The following is a 13493-nucleotide window of genomic DNA, read 5'->3' on the forward strand; positions in this document are numbered from 1 at the left end:
GAGGTGGAGACGGGAATCGAACCCGTGTGCACGGCTTTGCAGGCCGTTGCCTCACCACTCGGCCACTCCACCGCGCAAAGGAGGATGGCAAATGCCTAACCTACCTCTCGAGCGGATGACGGGATTCGAACCCGCGACCCTCACCTTGGCAAGGTGATGCGCTACCAGCTGCGCTACATCCGCATTCACACTTCCGGCGAGAAGCTCGGCTCGCGGCCTCGCTGCTCTCCGTGGTGCGAGAGAAACATTAGCCGACGGTCGGCGCAGACTACAAATCGCCTGGTAGATGGGCCTGAAAGCGAATTACAACCGTGTTGTTCGAGCCATCGCGAGCGTCCGAGGTGTCGAACAGGTGAACCTCCGGTGCCGCGGCCCGCTCTGCCGCAAGCAATGCTGAAACGTAGATATGCGCACTATTGCAGCCAGTGTGCGCTACGGCCGGAAGGTGAGTCGCGGCCTCTACTCGGTAGCAGCAACGGCTCAGGAGCCGAACCCCCCTTTCACAAGGCGATTTGGTATCCCAAGGGTGCCCCGTGCTAATGTTCCATCTCGTTCGAGAGGCGCTCCCAAGGCCCCTCGCAACATGTTCGGTCCCATAGCTCAGCGGGAGAGCGTCCGCCTCACACGCGGAAGGTCGCTGGTTCGAAACCAGCTGGGACCACTCCAAAAATGCAGGTCAGAGCCTCTCGGCAATGGCCTGCATTTTTTGTGCAGTAGCGCCTATCGCTGGGACGCTCGGGCGCGGCCGAATGGTCGTAGCGGTCGGCGAATCCCGATGTGGCCCGTGTCGGGTCGGTGTCAGTGACGCCGAGGAATGTAGCTCGCATGAACAGCCGCGCCGCAGCTTTCGGCCTCCGAACGGTCCAGGTTGGAGTCTCGGTCATGCCGTCCATCGACGTGCGGATCGCGACAACGACTCCGCGCCTGGACGAGTCTTCAGGCGGGATCGTCGGCGGAACGAGAGGGAGATCAGGTCTGCCCCGCGTAGCCCAGTGTGTCGATTACGTCGACAGCCGGAGTGCGTGCGGGACGGCAGCGAAGGCCTCGTGCAGACGTTCGAGGAGGTCGGCGCGGCCGCCTGCGCCATCAGCGGCGACCCAGCCGCGGCCGGCGATGCTCCAGGCGGTGGTGGCGAGCTCGGCGAGGATGCGGCAGCGCAAGTCGTCCTCGGGGAGTCCGAGTTTCGCGGTGAGCTGTTCGGCGACTTGGGTTTCCACGCCGGAGCGGGCGTAGTCGATGTGTCCGAGCAGGCTGGGGGCGGTAAGCGCCAGCCGCCGGGTGGCGATGTAGCGCTCGTCCCAGTCGGCGGGTAGAGCGGCGGCGGTGTCGCTGAGGACGTCCCGCAATGCGGTGAGGACGGTTCCGGTGAGCGCGCGGTCGGGTAGGGCGTCGAGATAGCCCGTCCACAGCTCGGTTTCGGCCTCGATGGCCACCGCCTCCTTGGACGGGAAGGCACGGAAGAAGGTGCTGCGGGAAACCTCCGCCGCATCGACCAGTTCCTCCACTGTGGTGGCGGCGAAGCCCTTCTCGGTGAACAGCCGCAGTGCGGCGTCGGCGAGGGCGCGCCGGGTGCGAATCCGCTTTCGTTCGCGCAGCGGCAGGGCGCGATCGTCGATGGACATGTCGAAATCCTAGCGCGGGACGAACCTCAGGCACGAAAGAAGCTAAGTGTCAAATGAAACTTGCGCATGTATGACACTCAGTGTCAGAATCGACCACGTCAACGAGCACCACCCCGAGCAAGGAGATTGCAGTGAACACCAGTACCGCCCTGAACCCCGCGATCATCGGCCAAGCCGAGAAGCATCACGCCGCGATCCTGACCCGGGCACTGGCCGGCACGACACTCGACGAGAAGCAGTGGATCGTGCTGAATCAGGCCGTGGCCGCCGGGGAACCGGTCGAGCGGACCGAGTACGTCACCCGCATCGCCGGTATGACCCAGTGGAACCGCGCCGACGTCGAAGACGCCCTGAACACGCTGCTCAACAGCGGTCTGCTGGCGGCCGTGCCCAGCGGTCTGGTCGAGCCGACCGAGGTCGGCGCAGCCCTCGCGGCCGAGGTGCGCGCCGAATCCGGCGTGATCCTGCAGGCCGCCTACCGCGCGGTCGCTCCCGAGGACCTGGCCATCGCGGCCCGAGTGCTGACCACCATCACCGCCCGGATGGCCGAGGAACTGGCCCGCGCCTGAATCGAGATGCCGCCTCTCCGGCCCGCGGCGCGCGCGGACCGGAACGACACGGGCCCTTTTCCGGGTTCGTTCGTCCACGAAGTCGAACCGGAAAGGGTTTCACACAATGGCAAGAACTGCCGCAATCGGCGTCGCGGTCTCGGTGATCGGTGCGGCGCTGCTGCTCGCGGGTTGTAGCGGGACAACCGGCGACGCCGAGCCGTCCGTGGTCAGCTCGGGCATCACTGTCCCGGCTGCGGGAACGGAATCGGCTCCGACCACCTTGAACCCTTCGATCATCGGTCAGGCCGAGAAACACCACGCCGCGGTTCTCACTCGAGCACTGGCCGGCACCACGCTCGACGAGAAGCAATGGATCGTGCTCAACCAAGCACTGGCCGCCGACGAGCCGATCGAGCGGACCGCCCACATCGCTCGGATCGCCGGTATGACCCAGTGGGATCGGGCCGATGTCGAAACCGCCCTGAACGCACTGTTCGACAGCGGCTTGCTGGCGGCGACACCCAGCGGCCTGCTCGAGCCCACCGAAGCCGGCCAAGCCCTCGCCGGCGAGGTTCGCGCCGAGTCCGGCGCGATCGTGCAGGCAGCCTACGGTGCCGTCACGCCGGAGGACTTGGCCACCACCGCCCGCGTACTGACGACCATCACCGCGCGCATGGCCGAGGAACTGGACCACCCCTGAACCGATCCGCGCAGTCGCTTCCATCCCGGACCATGCCGGTGAACTCGGTCGGTCCCGGTGGGGCACATACGGGGAAGGGGCCGGGCCCCGGTAGCGCCGCACCATGAACGAGGGTCGGTAATGCTGGAAAGAGTGGAGCTGGAGGCGTTCCTCACTCTTGCGGAGGAACTGCAGACGAACTGCGCACCGGTAGCAGGTGACGACGAGTCGGGTCGGCCAGATCATCCGCAAGGTCGAACGACGGGTCGGCGCAACGCTCTTCGAACGACACAGCCGGATGGTGACCTTGACGGTCATCGGCAAGCAGTTGCGCGACGACCTGCGCCCCGCGTACGACCGGATCGCCGCGGGACCGGCCGCGGCGAGGCTTGGGAACTCGGTGAAACCGACTATTGTACTGGGCTTTTCGGCACCTTGGTGCGGAAATCTGATGGTGCGGGCCGCGGAACTGTTCCGGGTCCGCTATCCAGGGAGTGTCGTGCACGTGGAGGAGATCCAGTCGGCCGATCCCCTGGGTCGGATGCGTTCCGGCGCGGTGCACCTGCCCTGCGCTTCTCGACGACCTCGGCCTGCCATCCGCCCGGCAAGGCGAACTGCATGCGGCCGGCGAGCCGGCTCAGTGGGGTGCTTGGGCAGATCTGGGGAGCCTGTCCGTCTGTCATCGGTCCGACCTCTCTGATGTCGACTCGTGCACGCGTCGGCGTCGCCGGGTGCGCGAATCGGTGGGAAAGGACGAGCACCGTGGGGGTGCTCGGTGGCGTGATGAAGCAGTGGGCCCAGCACTGAGGCTAGGACAGGGGAGTGCGCCCGGTAAGTCCCCGACACCGTGATTGGGGGACGCGGCGGCCAGGGTTAGGGGCTGTAGGGGCTCGGCCCCCTCCCGGGGCGGTGTGGCCGCCCCGGAGCCCGCTACATGGGCGGGGCTCCAACGTTTGTGGATCTCTCCAGAATTGCGGGACGGATGGTCTTGGGCAGGTCTCCAAATATCTGTGGAAAATGATCGGGGATTTGTCCGAAGAAATTGTTCTAGCTGCGGAAATTCCGGTGGCGGAATTGTTTCGGGGCACGTGACATCGAATCCGCTGTGTGTTCTGATGTGATCCGTCCCGAGCCTGGGACGGCTGCACAAACGCAATACGAGGATGTTTCATGAGCTCCAGAATTCTCCGTACCTTCGGCGTCACCACGGTCGCGGTCGCCGCGATCGCGCTCAATGCCGGTGCCGCCACCGCCGCGGCGCCCGCGGCCACGCCGGTCGTCGGGTCGGTCGAGGTGTGCCTGCCCATTCCGGTTGGTCCGATCGAGCTCAGCTTCTGTCTGTGATCGCGGTCTGAACTGGGCTTCCGGCGGTGGCGACTGAAGGGATCGCGCGGGTCCATCGCGGTCGCCGCCGCCGGGTTGCCCGGGCCGGGCGCGATGCCGGATCGCTCGGTTCCGCGCCGGGCCCGCAGCGGAAAGAGGGAGTGGTGTGCTCGAAGTACTCGCGAACGCCGCGGCGTTTCGTGCCGCGGTGCGGCGTCGCGACATCGCCCTTGCGGTGCTGTTCCATGCTCGGTGGGATGTGAATTCCCGTATGTTGCGAGACGAATTCGGGAAATTCGCGCGGACCGCCGACGAACGGATAGCGTGCGCGGCGATGGAGTTCGACGACTGGTCGAGGGTTGTCGAGCGATATCGGGTCACCGCGGTGCCGACGATTCTGATATTCACCGGTGGCCGGTTGTCGGGCCGGATCGTCGGCGCCAGGTCGGCGGCGCGGGTGGGCCGCGACATCGCGCGATATCTCCCTGCTGTGCCGGACGCCGCGGGGCGGCGATCCGCGTGGGTGGGTGTCACGGGCGATCGGGCGCCGCGTGCGCCGAGGTCCCCGCTGTGAACGCGCACGAGACGAGTTTGTCGCCCGCTATAACGTGTCCCAGTGATCTCTTGCCGGTTGTCACAAGTGAATACTGGTCGGCTGACTCCTACCGGACGGTAACCTGGCGGGATCCCGCGACCTCGCGGGGTGAAAGGAGTCGCCGATGACTGCCAACACTGCCGCCGAACCGTTTCTGACACCCGCGGGCTGGCCGGTCTCTACGCCGCTCAAGGACGTTCGCACGGTCTCCCGGCAGATGGTCGGACATTTCATCGAGAACGTCGTACCGTGCGCGACGCTGCCCGGCGAGGCCCTCGACGGGGACATCACCACCGTCACCAAAGTGTGCCTGGAGCTGACCAGGAGCATGCTCGACGGGCGTGACCCGCAGGGGCGCACCGAGCGGGTGCAGGACGCCGCCGCCGACTGGGCGCGGGAGGGAATCCCGATCGGGACCGTCAACCACGCCATCCACGAGGGCTTCAAACTCGGGTTCGACCTGCTGCTCGCCAATGTCAACACACTCGACTTCGAGACGGTCGCCGGGGTGGCGCGTCGGCTGATGGACGCGGTGGACATGATCACCTCCGCGGTCACGGTGGCCTACTTCCGGGAACTCCGGTCGGTGGTCAACGAGCATCACACCGCGGTGCACACCCTGACCTCGGCCCTGCTGGGCGGGCAGAACGTGGCCACCATGGCCAGGGAGTGCGGCATCGAGGTCTCCGACCGGTATCACGTGCTCGGGATCATCCTGCTGCCGCACGCGGAGGAAGCGGTGGCCTCCCTGGACGCGAAAGTCGTTGCCCGGCGCAAACTGCGGCGCGTGCAGGCGGAGCTGGCCGACCGGTGCGGCGGCAAAGTGCTGTCCCTGCTCAGTGTGGACGGCGGCACCCTGCTGCTGCCCGCCGCGGACTACGGCGACGCGGAGCTGGACGAGCTGATCGCCAATCTGGCCGAAGCCGCGCAGGCGCCGGTGCGCGCGGTGGCGACGGTGGCCGCCCGCACCGAGGTCCCCCGCGCCGCCGAACAGGTGCACGAACTGCTCGACATCGTGCACGTGATCGGTGCCGACACCAAGGTGTACCGTCCGCACGAACTGGCGCTCGAATACCAGCTCACCCGGCCGGGGCCCGCGCGCGACGCGCTGGCCGCCGTGGTGGATTCGCTCGAGGCCAACCCGGAACTGCTGCACACGCTCGAGGTGCACATGTCGACCAACCTGCAACGGTCGCGGACTGCGCGAGAGTTGTTCGTGCACACCAACACCGTGGACTACCGGCTGAAACGGATCGCCCAGATCACCGGCTTCGATCCCGGCGATCTCACCGGCCTGTGCTACCTCAGAGCTGCCCTGCTGATCCGGGCCTACCGCAGGCCGCGCGGCGTGAGCGCCGACCACCCGGTGGACCAGATCCGTCCGCATGCCGTCTGAACAGGGGAAGTGTTCCTGCGGTGCAGGGAGGTCGCGCCCAGGAGCTTGTCGGGAACCCGGCCGATGTGCATACTGAGGCGCATGACGACTAGTCGAAAGGGCGTCGAGCGCCCAGGCCGTTGAGCCGCCCGCCGGGCTACGGACCGGCTTCCCTCCCGCTCGATCGAGCCGATCTCCTGAACTTCCCTGCCGGTGCCCGTGCGCCCGTGCCGCGCCGCGAGGCGAGCCGGTTGGCCATGTGGCGGCGGGTGCGCGAGTACGCGGTGCCCTGGTCGATGATCGAAACTGCCACTGCCAGAAGAGAAGTGGGCGATTGGGCCGGTGCCTGCGCGGCGGCCAGGGTCGATGTCGATCTCGATCTACGCGCCGTCGCCCGGCTGCACGGCCGGGACCTGGCCGCGGCGGTGCGCGCCGACCTGCGGTCTCTCGCGCCCGACCTGCTGCGGTGGCATCTGCCCCGCGTGGCGCCCACGGGGTTGCTGCGGCCCGAGTTGACCATCACCCTGGCCCGATACGACGAAAGCGGTTGTGCGACAACAGGTGGAGTACGCCTCGTGGTGCGCACCGCGCCCGCCTGGGCCGCCGCGGACCAGCGCATCGTCCTCGCCCTCCGGGACGAGTCGGAACCGGGGCGACACCCCCACCGGCGCTACCGCCTCGACCTGCACCGCCACCTGTGGGACGCGCGCCGCGCGCCGGAACTACGAAGTCGTTCCGGCGCAGGGCCATTCGCGGCCACCCGGCCCGTGGCCTCGGCACAGCCGCAGCGCGGCGATGCCGAAGGCTCCGGTCGGCAGGGTGGCTTCGAGGTGCCGCTCGCGGCGTCCGGTGCTCCCGCCGCGGCGGTCGGGCGCTCTGCGCAGCGTGTCGGCCCTGTTCAGCAGGGTGGCGGTGAAGCCGGGTGTGCCGTCGACCGGTGGGCGGCCGAGGCGGAGATCCTGCGGCGTGCCGACGGGCACGGCGGCCCCTTCCAGGTGTGGCTCGGGGCGCGGAATCGGCTGATACTCGATACCGACGTGGGTGGACTGCGGATCGTCACGGACTATCCGAGCGCCGAGATGCGTTCCCTGCCAGTCCTTCCCGACGCCGCGACCTGGATTCCGCCCGACGTGGAACTGCTCGCCGCCGGTGCCGTCACCGCCGACCAGCTGCATCCCCTGGTGGCGACGGCGCTCGAGCCCGGTTTCGCGCCGGGTAGCGCGGCGCGCGGGACCGAGGAATATCGCGACGGCATCGTGGACTGCCGAGGGGAACGGCACCGGATCGGACTGGTGGACGGCGTGCTGTCGGCTCTCGACCACGATCCGGCCGAGCTCCGGCGTGAGGAATTTCTCGTCGCGCTCACCGGCACCCCGCTGCCCTGCCTGCGGGCCATCGACGAGGCCCACCGGCATCCCGAATGGTTGTCCGGGGTGCGGGAGCGGCTGGCGCACGGCGACGTGACCGGCGCGCTCGGCGTCGTCGAGCGGCTGCTCGGGCCCGACGCCGTGCTGTCGGACGGACCGTTGCGCGACTCCTTCGAGGCCGTCGCGCGACAACGCGTCACCTACGGCTTCTACCGGGCGGGACTGCGGCCGCCCGGTCACGACCAGGTGCCCTACGCACCGCGGCGGCCCCGCTCCGAACGCCGTTCCCGGCCGTGGCGCACGGTCCGTCGCTGACCACTCCAACACCGAACACCGCACCGGAGTACGCCGCACCGCATGGCACCGCGCTGAAGCACACCGCACCGCACTTGAAGCGCGTCGCGTCGCATCGCACCGATGTGCCCCGCATCGCACCGGTGCCCGTCCCTGACCATCCCCCAAGAACCCGAGGTGATAACCCCATGTCTACTTCCGTCCTTCCCCAACTTCGCATCGCCGACGACCTGCTCGCTCTGCTCGGTGCCGTCACCACCGAACCGCGACCCGACGCCCGCCTCGACGCGCTGACCCTCGCGGTCGCCGCTGACCTACCGGTGCTGCTGTGGGGTGAACCCGGCATCGGCAAGACCGCCGCGCTCACCCAGCTCGCGGCGTCGCTCGACCTGCCGCTGACCACGGTGATCGCCAGTGTTCATGAGCCGTCGGACTTCTCGGGCCTGCCCATCGTCGGCGACGACCCCGCCGCGGACGGCGTGCCGATGGCGCCGCCGGACTGGGCGGTTCGCCTGGTGCGGGCCGGACGCGGGCTGCTGTTCCTCGACGAGCTGTCCACCGCGCCACCCGCCGTGCAGGCCGCGCTGCTGCGCGTGGTGCTGGAACGCAAGGTCGGCGCGCTGGAACTGCCCGCGGGCATCCGCATCGTCGCCGCCGCCAATCCACGCTCCTCGGCGGCCGACGGCTGGGAACTGAGCGCTCCGCTGGCCAACCGCTTCGTCCACCTGCCGTGGACCCACGACCACGAGGTGGTGGTGCGCGGCCTCGGCGGGACATGGCCGCGTGCGACGCTGCCGCGCCTGGATCACGAAAAGCTCACGTCAGCGGTGGATTTCGCGCGGCGCGCGGTCTGCGGCCTGCTGGCGGGACGGCCGAAACTGGTCCATCAGATGCCCACCAGCGAAACCCGGCGCGGCGGCGCGTGGGCCTCGCCGCGCAGTTGGGAGATGACCGTGCGCCTGCTCGCCTTCGCCACCGCCGCGGGCGCCGACCGCGACGTGGTGTCGTTGCTGGTGCGCGGCGCGGTCGGTGACGGACCCGGCTTCGAACTCCTCACCAGCATGGACCGGATGGATCTGCCCGACCCAGAGGACCTGCTCGCGCACCCGGCCGTTGCGGTCCTGCCCGAGCGGGGCGACTTACGCCAGGCCGCCCTCGACGCTGTGGTCGCCGCGGTGCGCGCCCGCCCGGCGCGCGCCCGCTGGGACGCGGCGTGGACCCTGCTGGTCAGGGCGGTCGACACCGGGGCTCCTGACCTGGTCGTCGTGCCCGCGACGACCCTGGCCACCCTGCGCCGCGACGACTGGACGGTGCCCGCCGCCATCGAACAGCTCGCGGGCATGATCGCGGTGTCGCGAACCGCGGACAGTGCCGCCGACCGGGTCGCCGCCGGGGTCGGCCGATGACCGCGCGGCCCGAGCTGGACTTCGACCGTCTCTACGCCGCCCGGCTGCAGGCGGTGCGGGCCAGGCCGTATCTCGCGACCGCCCTGTACGCGCTGCACCTGGTCGCCTCGCGGGCGGTGCCGACCATGGGCGTCGATCGCTACTGGCGCTGCTACGTCTCACCCGTCTTCGTCGCGAGGACACCGGTCGAGGAGCTGGCTTCGGTACTGGTGCACGAGGTTTCGCATCTGCTGCGCGACCATCACGGCCGCAGCGACCGCTACGCCCGTGCCAAGGAGCTGAGCGGCCCGGCCGAACGACTGCGGATGAACATCGCGGCCGATGCCGAGATCAACGACGACGCGTTCGGCGACGGCCTGGTGCAACCCGCGTGGGTGGTCACCCCGGCTACCCTCCGCCTGCGTGAGGGTCAGCTGATGGAGGACTACCTGGCGAACTTCACCCTCGGACAGCTCACCGAGGAATTCGCCTGGCTCGACTGCGGCAGCGGCGCCGACGGCCTCGACCGCGACTGGGAGCTCGGCCCCGACGGCGCCGACGGGCTCAGCGAACAGGAACGCGAAGCGGTGCGATTCCGGGTGGCACAGGGTATCAGCGGCCGCTGCGGTGACGCGCCACGTGGGTGGCGGCGCTGGGCCGAGGAGACCCTGCACCCACCGCAGCCGTGGCGGGACCTGCTCGGCGCGGCCATCCGCTCGGCCGCCGCGAGCTCCGGCGCCTGCGCCGACTACACCTACCGGCGACCCGCCCGCCGCGGCGCCGCGCTGCCCGGTGTCGTGCTGCCGAGCCTGCGCAGCACCCCGCCACGGGTGTGCGTGGTCATCGACACCTCGGCCTCGGTGAGCGACCTCGAATTGGGCAGCGCGCTGCTGGAAGTGGCGGCGATCTCGCGCGCGGTCGGCCGCGACAAGGTGTCGGTGCTGTCCTGCGATGCCGCCGCGCACATCGCCCACCCGATCTGCCGCGCCGAATCGATCCCGCTGATCGGTGGCGGCGGAACCGACCTGCGCGCCGGATTCGCCAGGGCTGTGCGCACCGGGCCCGATGTCGTCGTCGTGCTCACCGACGGATACACGCCATGGCCGGACCGTCCGCCCTGCCGCACCGTCATCGGCCTGTTCCGCCGCACCCATACCGCCGACGAGGACAATCCGCGCTACTTCCCGCGCACGCCGCCCGACTGGGCGCGGGTGGTCGAGATCGGCTGAGTGCCGGGCTCAGACCCGGGCTGCCTTTCGGGCCCGCAGCCGGGGCGTGACCAGCATGGTCAGCCCGGAGAACAGCAGCCCGGCCAGCGGGAACAACGGCAGATAGGAGACCCAGACGATCGGCTCCGGCAGCGACAGTGCCACCACCGTGGCCGCGACGGCGACCAGGAACACCACACCCGACCAGCGGTGCGCTCGCCGCACCAGGGCGCTGGGACCGCTCGACGCCCTGCCGCGCCCTCGGTAGACGAGCACCAGCATCACCAGCCCCGACACGAACAGCCCGGCGAGCGGGATCAGCGGCAGGTAGGACACCCACTCGGGGCCGCTCACGGCCAGGGCGAGCACGGTGACGACCAGGATCGCGGTGAAGGCGACGGCGAGCCATCGGTGTGTCGGTCGAACCCAGGTGGTGGTCATCGGAAGGCCTTTCGTGTGTGCCGATGACACCGATGCTCCCAGCCTCGGCGGCGGTGGCGCTTCTCGATTCCTGATCGTTCCGCCCGCCGCGACCCTCACATATTGCATGTGGCGCACGTCACAGTTGCGTCGCGATCCATCCGATTCGGCCTGAAGGCTTTCCCTACGCTTGGGTAAGTCTTTACTATTGACGCCGACCCTGTCCTGGGTCCGTTCTCGCAGCTCAGCATCAATTGCCAGTGCATGTTCGACCGATGAACCGGGACCTTCGCCGGCCCCGGCGAAGGAGAATGATGACCGACAATGATCCGGGCCCATCGCTGAAAGCTGTTCTTCAGCAAGATCTTCCAGCGTCACTGGTGGTGTTTCTGGTCGCTTTGCCGCTCTCGCTCGGTGTCGCGCTCGCCTCGGGGGCACCGGTCGTGGCGGGCTTGATCGCCGCCGCGGTCGGGGGAGTGGTGGCCGGGCTGCTCGGCGGCTCCACCATCCAGGTGAGCGGGCCGACCGCCAGCCTCGCCGTCGTCCTGGCGGGTGCCGTCCAGCAATTCGGCTGGGCCGCCATGTGTTTCATCACCGTCGGTGCCGGAGTCCTGCAGATCCTGTTCGGGCTCAGCCGGATCGCGCGCGCCGCGCTCGGCATCGCCCCGGTGGTGGTGCACGCCATGCTGGCCGGTATCGGCGTGATCATCGCGCTGCAGCAGGTGCACGTACTGCTCGGTGGGACCACGGTGAGCTCGCCGTGGGCGAGCGTTGTCGCGCTGCCACGCCAGGTGCTCTCGGTGGAGAAGGGTGACCTGTTCGTCGGTGTGCTCGTGATCGCCATCCTGATCGGCTGGCAGTATCTGCCCCGCCGGGCGCGGATGGTGCCGGGCCCGCTGGTCGCGGTGGTCGTGGCGACGGTGGCCTCGCTGATCCTGCCCATCACGGTGGAACGGGTGCGGCTGGACGGCTCGCTGCTCGACGGCATCGGCCTGCCCGCGCTGCCGCACGGCGGCTGGCTGCCGATCGCGCTCACCATGCTCACCGTCGCGCTCATCGCCAGCGTGGAGACGCTGCTCTCGGCGGTGGCGGTGGACAAGATGCGGCCCGGCGTCCGTACCGATTTCGACCGCGAACTGCTCGGCCAGGGTGCGGCCAACATGGCTTCCGGTGCGCTCGGTGGATTGCCTGTCGCGGCTGTCATCGTCCGCAGCATCACCAATGCCAACGCCGGCGCGCGCACCAGGGCCGCGACGGTGCTGCACGGCCTCTGGATCCTGGTGTTCGCGATCGCGCTGGTCGGGCTGGTCCGCCAGATTCCCACCGCGGCGCTGGCCGGGCTGCTGGTCCTGATCGGGGTACAGCTGGTGAAGCTGGCCCACATCAAGCGGGCGCGGCGGACCGGTGACCTCTACGTCTATCTGGTCACCGTGATCGCGGTGGTTTCGCTGAATCTGTTGCAGGGCATGGTGATCGGGCTCATCGCCTCTTTCGCTCTCTTGCTGTGGCGGGTGGTCAGGTTCACCATCGCCGCGGTGCCGCGCCCGGACGGCAGCTGGCTGGTGCGCATCGACGGCACCTGCACCTTCCTCGCCGCGCCCAAGCTCACCGGGGAACTGGCGAAGGTACCGACCGGCGTGGACGTGACGGTGGAACTGAGCGTCGACTTCCTCGACCATGCCGCCTGCGAGCTGCTCTCCGACTGGGCCGCTGCCCGCGAATCCGCCGGCAGCGCGGTCGATTTCGTGGAACTCGGCACCGCGCGGATGGCCGGTGCCCAGGACGGTCCACCCGAGCACGGGCACGCGCGCACCGCGGTGGACGAGGCGATCCGGCCGTGGCGGCGCAGCGGCGGTGTCGACCCCATCGCCGCCGGAATCACCGCCTACCACCGCGGCCACGCGCACCTCATGCGCCCGCACCTGGACGGCCTTCGGCACCGTCCTGACGCCGACACCTTCTTCCTGACCTGCGCCGATGCCCGCGTGGTTCCCAATGTGATCACCAACAGCGGGCCCGGCGACCTGTTCACCGTCCGCAATGTGGGCAATCTCGTTCCGGTCGGCGGCAGTGACGTCTCGGTGGAGGCGGCGCTGATCTACGCCCTGGACAAGCTCGACGTGCGGGCGGTGGTGGTGTGCGGGCACAGCGGCTGCGGGGCGATGGAGGCGCTCTACGGCAAGGTGCAGGCCGGGCCAGGGCTCGACGACTGGCTCGCCAACGCCAGGCCGACCCTGACGGCCTTCCAGCTCGGGCATCCGGTGGCCGAAGCCGCTCGGCTGGCCGGATTCGGGCCGGTCGACCAGCTGGGCATGGTGAACGTGGCGCGCCAGGTGCAGACCCTGATCGACTATCCCGCGGTGCGGATCGCGATCGCCGAGCGCGGAGTCGCGGTCTCGGGGCTGTTCTTCGACCTGGCTACCGCGCGGGTGATCGAGGTGACCGCCGACGGGATCGCCGAGTTCGGGGCCGCGGGCAGCGGCGTCGCGGCGGAACCGGTGTGAGCAGGGTTCATGTGGGTCACACCACAGCGGCCCCGTGGTTATGGCGACACCCACTCTTGGTGCGGCACACTGGCTTTGCCAAGTCTTTACCAATACGGTGGTGAATCTCGACCGGTTCGCCGTCGCACCGGGCTCGACGAGCTCCATCGCAGGGAAGCTGTTCCGCGGTC

The 13493-nt window shown here is 69.2% G+C and carries 11 protein-coding genes and 3 tRNA genes; 10 read left to right on the forward strand and 4 right to left on the reverse strand.

Going from position 1 to position 13493, the window contains the following annotated elements; all coding sequences use genetic code 11:
- Nucleotide 1 precedes the first annotated feature (1 nt).
- Nucleotides 2-72: transfer RNA gene (locus ACFOW8_RS17890), tRNA-Cys, on the reverse strand.
- A 38-nt stretch (nucleotides 73-110) separates the two neighbouring features.
- A tRNA-Gly gene (locus ACFOW8_RS17895) sits at nucleotides 111-183 on the reverse strand.
- A gap of 406 nt (nucleotides 184-589) precedes the next feature.
- Between ACFOW8_RS17895 and ACFOW8_RS17900 the strand changes: the two genes are divergently transcribed.
- Nucleotides 590-661: transfer RNA gene (locus ACFOW8_RS17900), tRNA-Val, on the forward strand.
- Between the two features lie 340 nt (nucleotides 662-1001).
- Here the strand turns inward: ACFOW8_RS17900 and ACFOW8_RS17905 are convergent.
- Nucleotides 1002-1622, reverse strand: coding sequence for a TetR/AcrR family transcriptional regulator (locus tag ACFOW8_RS17905; RefSeq protein ID WP_378551761.1), 621 nt, complete (start codon nucleotides 1620-1622; stop codon nucleotides 1002-1004).
- 131 nt (nucleotides 1623-1753) lie between these two features.
- On the opposite strand from ACFOW8_RS17905, the gene ACFOW8_RS17910 reads away from it, so the two are divergent.
- From ACFOW8_RS17910 to ACFOW8_RS17945, 8 genes are all read left to right on the forward strand, one after another.
- Nucleotides 1754-2191: a hypothetical protein gene (locus ACFOW8_RS17910; protein ID WP_378551762.1), complete on the forward strand. Its 438-nt coding sequence runs from the start codon at nucleotides 1754-1756 to the stop codon at nucleotides 2189-2191.
- A gap of 106 nt (nucleotides 2192-2297) precedes the next feature.
- Nucleotides 2298-2873, forward strand: a complete 576-nt coding sequence (locus ACFOW8_RS17915; protein WP_378551763.1) for a MarR family winged helix-turn-helix transcriptional regulator — start codon at nucleotides 2298-2300, stop codon at nucleotides 2871-2873.
- 1149 nt (nucleotides 2874-4022) lie between these two features.
- Nucleotides 4023-4196, forward strand: a complete 174-nt coding sequence (locus ACFOW8_RS17920) for a hypothetical protein (RefSeq protein WP_378551764.1) — start codon at nucleotides 4023-4025, stop codon at nucleotides 4194-4196.
- 145 nt (nucleotides 4197-4341) lie between these two features.
- Nucleotides 4342-4749 carry a thioredoxin family protein gene (locus tag ACFOW8_RS17925; protein WP_378551765.1) on the forward strand — a complete coding sequence of 136 codons (408 nt, stop codon included), beginning with the start codon at nucleotides 4342-4344 and terminating at the stop codon, nucleotides 4747-4749.
- Nucleotides 4750-4894: 145 nt separating this feature from the next.
- Nucleotides 4895-6166, forward strand: a complete 1272-nt coding sequence (locus tag ACFOW8_RS17930) for a PucR family transcriptional regulator (protein WP_378551766.1) — start codon at nucleotides 4895-4897, stop codon at nucleotides 6164-6166.
- A gap of 236 nt (nucleotides 6167-6402) precedes the next feature.
- Entirely contained in the window at nucleotides 6403-7827 is a 1425-nt protein-coding gene (locus tag ACFOW8_RS17935) for a hypothetical protein (RefSeq protein ID WP_378552090.1), read from the forward strand.
- A 167-nt stretch (nucleotides 7828-7994) separates the two neighbouring features.
- Entirely contained in the window at nucleotides 7995-9212 is a 1218-nt protein-coding gene (locus ACFOW8_RS17940) for an AAA family ATPase (RefSeq protein ID WP_378551768.1), read from the forward strand.
- Nucleotides 9209-10420 (forward strand): vWA domain-containing protein, encoded by a 1212-nt coding sequence (locus ACFOW8_RS17945; protein WP_378551769.1) that lies wholly within the window; start codon nucleotides 9209-9211, stop codon nucleotides 10418-10420. The genes ACFOW8_RS17940 and ACFOW8_RS17945 overlap by 4 nt, the downstream gene beginning before the upstream one ends.
- A gap of 9 nt (nucleotides 10421-10429) precedes the next feature.
- Here ACFOW8_RS17945 and ACFOW8_RS17950 read toward each other — a convergent pair whose 3' ends face one another.
- Complete coding sequence (locus tag ACFOW8_RS17950) at nucleotides 10430-10840, reverse strand: hypothetical protein (RefSeq protein ID WP_378551770.1); 411 nt, start codon at nucleotides 10838-10840, stop codon at nucleotides 10430-10432.
- 290 nt (nucleotides 10841-11130) lie between these two features.
- Between ACFOW8_RS17950 and ACFOW8_RS17955 the strand changes: the two genes are divergently transcribed.
- The gene (locus tag ACFOW8_RS17955; RefSeq protein ID WP_378551771.1) at nucleotides 11131-13323 is read left to right on the forward strand and encodes a SulP family inorganic anion transporter; all 2193 of its coding nucleotides are present in this window, start codon (nucleotides 11131-11133) and stop codon (nucleotides 13321-13323) included.
- Nucleotides 13324-13493 lie beyond the last annotated feature (170 nt).

Source organism: Nocardia rhizosphaerae, from assembly GCF_042650365.1.
Lineage (GTDB): Bacteria > Actinomycetota > Actinomycetes > Mycobacteriales > Mycobacteriaceae > Nocardia > Nocardia rhizosphaerae.

Excerpts from the sequence above, each read along its gene's own strand:
- ACFOW8_RS17945 (WP_378551769.1), top strand. The coding sequence starts at position 9,209 with ATGACCGCGCGGCCCGAGCTGGACTTCGACCGTCTCTACGCCGCCCGG.
- ACFOW8_RS17920 (WP_378551764.1), top strand. The coding sequence starts at position 4,023 with ATGAGCTCCAGAATTCTCCGTACCTTCGGCGTCACCACGGTCGCGGTC.
- ACFOW8_RS17950 (WP_378551770.1), bottom strand. The coding sequence starts at position 10,840 with ATGACCACCACCTGGGTTCGACCGACACACCGATGGCTCGCCGTCGCC.
- ACFOW8_RS17905 (WP_378551761.1), bottom strand. The coding sequence starts at position 1,622 with ATGTCCATCGACGATCGCGCCCTGCCGCTGCGCGAACGAAAGCGGATT.
- ACFOW8_RS17940 (WP_378551768.1), top strand. The coding sequence starts at position 7,995 with ATGTCTACTTCCGTCCTTCCCCAACTTCGCATCGCCGACGACCTGCTC.
- ACFOW8_RS17935 (WP_378552090.1), top strand. The coding sequence starts at position 6,403 with ATGTGGCGGCGGGTGCGCGAGTACGCGGTGCCCTGGTCGATGATCGAA.
- ACFOW8_RS17955 (WP_378551771.1), top strand. The coding sequence starts at position 11,131 with ATGATGACCGACAATGATCCGGGCCCATCGCTGAAAGCTGTTCTTCAG.
- ACFOW8_RS17930 (WP_378551766.1), top strand. The coding sequence starts at position 4,895 with ATGACTGCCAACACTGCCGCCGAACCGTTTCTGACACCCGCGGGCTGG.
- ACFOW8_RS17915 (WP_378551763.1), top strand. The coding sequence starts at position 2,298 with ATGGCAAGAACTGCCGCAATCGGCGTCGCGGTCTCGGTGATCGGTGCG.